The sequence below is a fragment of the Mesorhizobium sp. M7A.F.Ca.CA.004.06.1.1 genome (assembly GCF_003999135.1).
Lineage (GTDB): Bacteria > Pseudomonadota > Alphaproteobacteria > Rhizobiales > Rhizobiaceae > Mesorhizobium.
In genome coordinates this window covers 1-5,419 of sequence record NZ_RZPQ01000395.1, presented here as the reverse complement: position 1 = coordinate 5,419, position 5,419 = coordinate 1, and the positions used below count along the sequence as shown (strand labels likewise).

6 protein-coding genes and 1 pseudogene are annotated in these 5,419 nt (G+C 62.5%); all 7 read right to left on the bottom strand.

Annotation, left to right across the window (positions count from 1 at the left end; genetic code table 11):
- Positions 1-469: signal peptidase I (gene lepB, locus EN906_RS21515; protein WP_127375353.1), on the bottom strand; the 469-nt coding region annotated here is incomplete at its 3' end.
- A gap of 78 nt (positions 470-547) precedes the next feature.
- Positions 548-961: a holo-ACP synthase gene (gene acpS, locus EN906_RS21510; RefSeq protein WP_127267159.1), complete on the bottom strand. Its 414-nt coding sequence runs from the start codon at positions 959-961 to the stop codon at positions 548-550.
- On the bottom strand, positions 958-1,557 hold the full coding sequence (locus EN906_RS21505) for a DUF2062 domain-containing protein (RefSeq protein ID WP_127375354.1): 600 nt from the start codon (positions 1,555-1,557) through the stop codon (positions 958-960). The genes acpS and EN906_RS21505 overlap by 4 nt, the downstream gene beginning before the upstream one ends.
- Before the next feature lie 247 nt (positions 1,558-1,804).
- On the bottom strand, positions 1,805-2,185 hold the full coding sequence (locus EN906_RS21500) for a VOC family protein (RefSeq protein ID WP_164749033.1): 381 nt from the start codon (positions 2,183-2,185) through the stop codon (positions 1,805-1,807).
- Between the two features lie 71 nt (positions 2,186-2,256).
- Complete coding sequence (pyrE, locus tag EN906_RS21495; protein ID WP_127267157.1) at positions 2,257-2,835, bottom strand: orotate phosphoribosyltransferase; 579 nt, start codon at positions 2,833-2,835, stop codon at positions 2,257-2,259.
- Between the two features lie 50 nt (positions 2,836-2,885).
- The gene (locus EN906_RS21490; RefSeq protein WP_023812864.1) at positions 2,886-5,114 is read right to left on the bottom strand and encodes a bifunctional (p)ppGpp synthetase/guanosine-3',5'-bis(diphosphate) 3'-pyrophosphohydrolase; all 2,229 of its coding nucleotides are present in this window, start codon (positions 5,112-5,114) and stop codon (positions 2,886-2,888) included.
- 113 nt (positions 5,115-5,227) lie between these two features.
- Positions 5,228-5,419: pseudogene (locus EN906_RS21485) on the bottom strand (DNA-directed RNA polymerase subunit omega); the annotation flags it as partial.

Genomic DNA, 5,419 nt, shown 5'->3' with positions numbered 1-5,419 from the left:
AGGTCTCACGATAGACATCGATCGGGCGCGATTCCTCGGTGATGTCGGGATTGTCGATCTGGCCTGTTTTCACGCGCGGCACGCCGACGCCGTTGATGAACAGCTGGCCGTCCTTGACCTGGATCTTGTCACCCGGCAGGCCGACAACGCGCTTGATGTAGTCGACGGACGGATCAGGCGGGAACTTGAACACCGCCACGTCGCCGCGCTTCGGCTCGGCGCCCCAGATACGGCCCGAAAAGATGTCGGGGCCGAAAGGCAGCGAGTACCGCGAATAGCCATAGGACCATTTGGTGACGAACAGATAGTCGCCTTCAAGAAGCGTCGGCCGCATTGATCCCGACGGGATCGAAAAAGGCTGGAACAGCAGCGTGCGGATGACCAGGGCGAGCAAAAGCGCCTGGACGATGACGCTGACGGTCTCGCCAAGCCCGCCGGATTTCTTCTCGGATTTTTCAGCCACGCTCATGTCGTCCTCGATTGTGCGTTGGATGGTATAGAGTCTCGGCGCGCGCTGGGCAACGTCAATGCCGGTCGTCAGAGGCAATCAATGTGGCGCTTCTTCGACGGGCAGCGCCTCGATGATCACAAAGGCTTGAGCGAGCGGGAAATCATCCGTGATGGTGAGGTGGATTGCCGCCCGATGGCCGTTTGGCAGGATCTTGTCCAGCCTGGCCTGCGCTCCTCCCGTCAGAGCCATGGTCGGCGCGCCACTGGGCAGGTTGACGACACCCATGTCGCGCCAGAACACCCCCTGCGCCATACCGGTGCCCAGCGCCTTGGCGCAGGCCTCCTTGGCGGCGAAGCGTTTGGCATAAGAGGCCGCGCGGGCGCCTCGATTGTCCGAACGCGCCTGTTCGACCTCGGTGTAGATTCTCTGGATGAAGCGCTGGCCGTGACGCTCCAGCGATTTCTCGATGCGTCTGATGTCGATCAGGTCGCTGCCGATGCCGATGATCATCGCGCGGTGGAACCGATGCTTGCGCCGGGATGGGGCGATTGCGCATGCCGGCTTGCGCGCTGGGCCAGACGTTTGCACCGCTGGTCGCGGAAAGCGTTCATGCCCCAGCGCGTGATGGCGTAAAACAGCAGCCCGAAGGCGAGCCCGAGCGGAACCGCGCCTATCAGCATCGGTTCAAGGACCGGTTTCCACAATTGCGCGAAGGAGAGGTTGTGCAACATCTCGCCCAGATGTGCCGGCGGCCCATGCGTCGGCAAGCGGTCATGCAGGATGAGCTTGCCCGTTTCCCACGACGCCCCCCATAGCAACGGGAAGGTCAGGGGGTTGCCGAAAAAAACCGCGCCGAGAGCGGCCGCCACCAGATTGCCGGCGATCACCCAGCACAGGAGGGCAGCGATGATGAAATGGAAACCGACGGGAAAGAATGAAGCGAAGACCCCCGCTGCAACGCCGGCCGCCACCGCATGCGGTGTGGCCTTCAGCCGCAGGATGCGCTTGGAAAAATACTGAAGCGAGCGCGAAAATGAGCGGCGCGGCCAAAGGTAGGTACGCACCCGCTCATAAAGGCCATCAGGCTTGCGGCGTCGAAAAAGCACTCTGTTCCCGTTCCACGGCTCCCGCAACGGCACCTTAGCCGGGCGTGGTAGCCACATCTTGCGCTTGACGATCACCCAATGGCAATCGCAAGCATGATATAACGACGCGCTGACAGAAGAACAACCAAGCACCGTCTGTCCGATGCGCACTCGTCGCCGCCCCTCGGGGTGGTTCATGCTTCGAACATTGGACAATCGCGGCGAATTTAAGGAAAACTGGCAGTCGCTTTTTCGAAGAGCACCAGCGCTACGGCAGGTATTCGCTGACCTCGACCAGATTGCCGTCCGGGTCGCGGAAATAGACCGACATCATCGGACCGCGGGCCCCGACACGTTCAACCGGACCGAGTTCCACCGCCACACCATTGGCCGCGAGCCGGGCACGGACCTCATCCAGTGGCCCGTCCGTGACCAGGCAGAAATCGCTCGAGCCCGGAGCCGGCGACTTCGCCTTCGGCTCGAAAGTGCGGCCGACCTCATGCACATTGATCTTATGGATACCGAAAGCCAGCGCCGTCGGCCGATCCGCCGCGTCGATGCGCTCAAAACCCAGCACGCGCTGGTAAAACTCACAGGTCACTTCCAGCGAAGCGACCGTCAGCACGAAATGATCGATGCCGGTGATCATTTCCAATTTGTCTTCACGCATGTCGCTTTCCCCAAAACCGCCGCACACTGTTGGGCGAAAAAAATGCCCCGTCAGATGTTGCGGCTGCCGGGCTTGATCGCCGGGATGGCGGCAAGCTCCGGCGGCAGCCGGTCGGCCGGATAGGCCGGGACCTCATACTCGGCCAGCGCGATGAGCGGCACACCGACATCGGTCTTGCCAGCCGAACGGTCGATGATGCAGGCCGCGGCCACTACCTCGGCGCCAAGATCGCGCAGGCACTCGATGGTCTCTCGGATCGACAGGCCAGTGGTGACGATGTCCTCGACGATGACGACACGCGAACCCCTGGCGATCTCGAAGCGGCGCAAGCGGAACTCGCCGCCTTCCCGCTCGACCCAGATCGCCGGCACGCGGAGATGGCGCGAGGTCTCGTAGGCTGGGATCAGCCCGCCGATCGCCGGGCCGACGACATAGTCGATCTTGCCGGGCACGCCTGCGCGGATTTTCTCCGCCAGCGCCTTGCACAGTAGCTCGGTCTTGTCGGCATGCATGAACACGCGCGCCTTCTGCAGGAAGACCGGACTGCGCAGGCCCGAGGTCAAAATGAAATGCCCTTCCAGAACAGCACCCGCCTCGCGGAAAATGCCCAGCACTTCATCGGTGTTCATTTCTGCCTCTTTTTGATTGACCATGACTTTGTCCGAAACCGGAGCATGATCTAGCCATTTACGCGTCTTGCGTCGCTGACGCTCGAATTGTCCTTGAGCTGCGACAGCAGCCGGTTGAGGTGCTTGAGATCCCAGACTTCGAGATCGATCAGCATTTCGGTGAAGTCGGGCGCAGTGCGCACCATCGACAGCGTATGGATATTGGCGTCGTTCGAGGCAACCACCTGCGCTATATCGGCGAGTGACCCCGGCGCGTTGATGGCGGTGACCGAGACACGCGCCGGAAAGCGTTCCTTGGTGCGCTCATCGATGTCCCAGCGCACGTCGATCCAGCGCTCGGGCTGGTCATCGAACGCCTGCAGCGCCGGCGACTGGATCGGATAGATGGTGATGCCGGTGCCCGGCTGGACGATGCCGACGATGCGATCGCCAGGCACTGCCCCTTCCGGCGCGAAACGCACCGGCAGATCGCCGCGCACGCCGCGAATCGGCACGGCGCCATCGCGTGGCTGGTCCTTGTCCTTGCGCGCGGCACGACCCGGAATCTGGAACAACATGCCGGCGGCATTGCGGATCTTCGACCAGCCCTCCTCGCGCGGCTTGGGGACGGCCGTAGTGACGCGCTCATCCTTGTAGTCGGGGAATACCGCCTTCATGACGTCGGTGGAGGCGAGCTCGCCGCGCCCGACGGAGGCCAGCACATCCTCGATGTCCTTGCGCGCCAGCCTGTGCAGCACCTGCTTCAGGCTCTCCTTGGTGAAGGTCTTGCCGGCACGCTCGAAGGCGCGTTCCAGGATGCGGATGCCGAGACCCGAATATTGCTTGCGGATGGCGTTCTTGGTGGCACGGCGGATGGCCGAGCGCGCCTTGCCGGTGACGACGACCGATTCCCATGCCGCCGGCGGCACCTGCGCCTTGGAGCGGATGATCTCGACCTCATCGCCGTTCTTCAGCTCCGTCATCAGCGGCATGATGCGGCCGTTGACCTTGGCACCGACGCAGGTGTCGCCGACATCGGTGTGCACCGCGTAGGCGAAATCGATCGGCGTCGCGCCGCGCGGCAGCGCAATCAACATGCCTTTCGGGGTGAAGCAGAACACCTGGTCCTGGAACAGCTCCAGCTTGGTATTTTCGAGGAAATCCTCGGGATTGTCGCCCTCGGCAAGCTGCTCGATGGTGCGCCGCAGCCAGGCGTAGGCGTTGGTTTCCTTCGAAATCGCGTGGGCGGCGCCATTCGTCTTGCCGCCGGTGTCCTTGTAGATCGAATGGGCAGCGACGCCGTATTCGGCGATCTTGTTCATCTCTCGGGTGCGGATTTGCAGCTCGACACGCTGGCGCGACGGGCCGACGATGGTGGTGTGGATCGACCGATAATCGTTCTGCTTCGGCGTCGAGATGTAGTCCTTGAAGCGGCCGGGCACCATCGACCACGCGGTGTGGATGGCGCCAAGCGCCCTGTAACAATCCTCGACCGTGTCGACGACGACGCGGAAGCCGAAAATATCCGAGAGCTGCTCGAAGGACAGCGCCTTGGCCTCCATCTTGCGGAACACCGACCACGGCTTCTTCTGCCGGCTCTTCACGCCGGCGTTGATCGCATGCTTCTCGAACAGCGTGGACAGCGCCTTTTCGATGTCCGTCAGCACGCCCTTGTTGCGCTCGAAGATTTCGGCAAGCCGTGCGGTGACGGCGCGATAGGCTTCCGGATTGATGAAGCGGAAGGCGATCTCTTCCAGCTCCTCGCGCATGCCTTGCATGCCCATGCGGCCGGCCAGCGGCGCGTAGATATCCATCGTCTCCTCGGCGATGCGCAGGCGCTTGGCCTCCGGCATGTGGTCGAGGGTGCGCATATTGTGCAGGCGGTCGGCGAGCTTGACCAGCAGCACGCGGACATCTTCTGAAATCGCCAGCAGAAGCTTTCTCAGGTTTTCCGCCTGCTCGGCCTTCTTCGAGACGAGATCGAGCTTCTTCAGCTTGGTCAGGCCCTCGACCAGCTTGCCCATTTCGGGGCCGAACAGATCGTCGATCTCAGCCCGTGTGGCGGTCGTGTCCTCGATCGTGTCGTGCAGCAGGGCGACCGCGATCGTCGCCTCGTCCATATGCATCTCGGTGAGGATGGCGGCGACTTCGAGCGGGTGCGAGAAATACGGGTCGCCGGAAGCGCGCTTCTGGTGGCCATGCTTCTGCATGGCATAGACATAGGCCTTGTTGAGCAACGCCTCGTTGACGTCAGGCTTGTAGCGCTGGACGCGCTCGACAAGCTCATACTGACGCATCATGGGCGGGATCTCGCAGCGGTGAAATGAATCATGCGCCGCACTGCTGTACGGCGCATGTCATAGATAGCCACGAAACTGCCAGGACGGAAGTGCCGGATGCTTGATCCAGGCTCTTAGTAGTCGTCGCTTTTTTCCGGTGGCACCAGACCCTCGATGCCGGCCAGGAGATCTTCCTCGGTCATGCGGTCGAAGGTGATGTTCTCCTCGGCGTCATCGGCGTCGGTGGCAGCAACGGCGGTGCCGGTCTGATCGGCAATCGCCTCGCCGTCGGCCTCGGGCTCGTCGACCTCGACATGCTTCTGCAG

What these genes read in the sequence shown, in the direction of transcription:
- acpS (WP_127267159.1), bottom strand. Translation starts at nt 961, where the DNA reads ATGATCATCGGCATCGGCAGCGACCTGATCGACATCAGACGCATCGAG.
- EN906_RS21500 (WP_164749033.1), bottom strand. Translation starts at nt 2,185, where the DNA reads ATGATCACCGGCATCGATCATTTCGTGCTGACGGTCGCTTCGCTGGAA.
- pyrE (WP_127267157.1), bottom strand. Translation starts at nt 2,835, where the DNA reads ATGAACACCGATGAAGTGCTGGGCATTTTCCGCGAGGCGGGTGCTGTT.
- EN906_RS21490 (WP_023812864.1), bottom strand. Translation starts at nt 5,114, where the DNA reads ATGATGCGTCAGTATGAGCTTGTCGAGCGCGTCCAGCGCTACAAGCCT.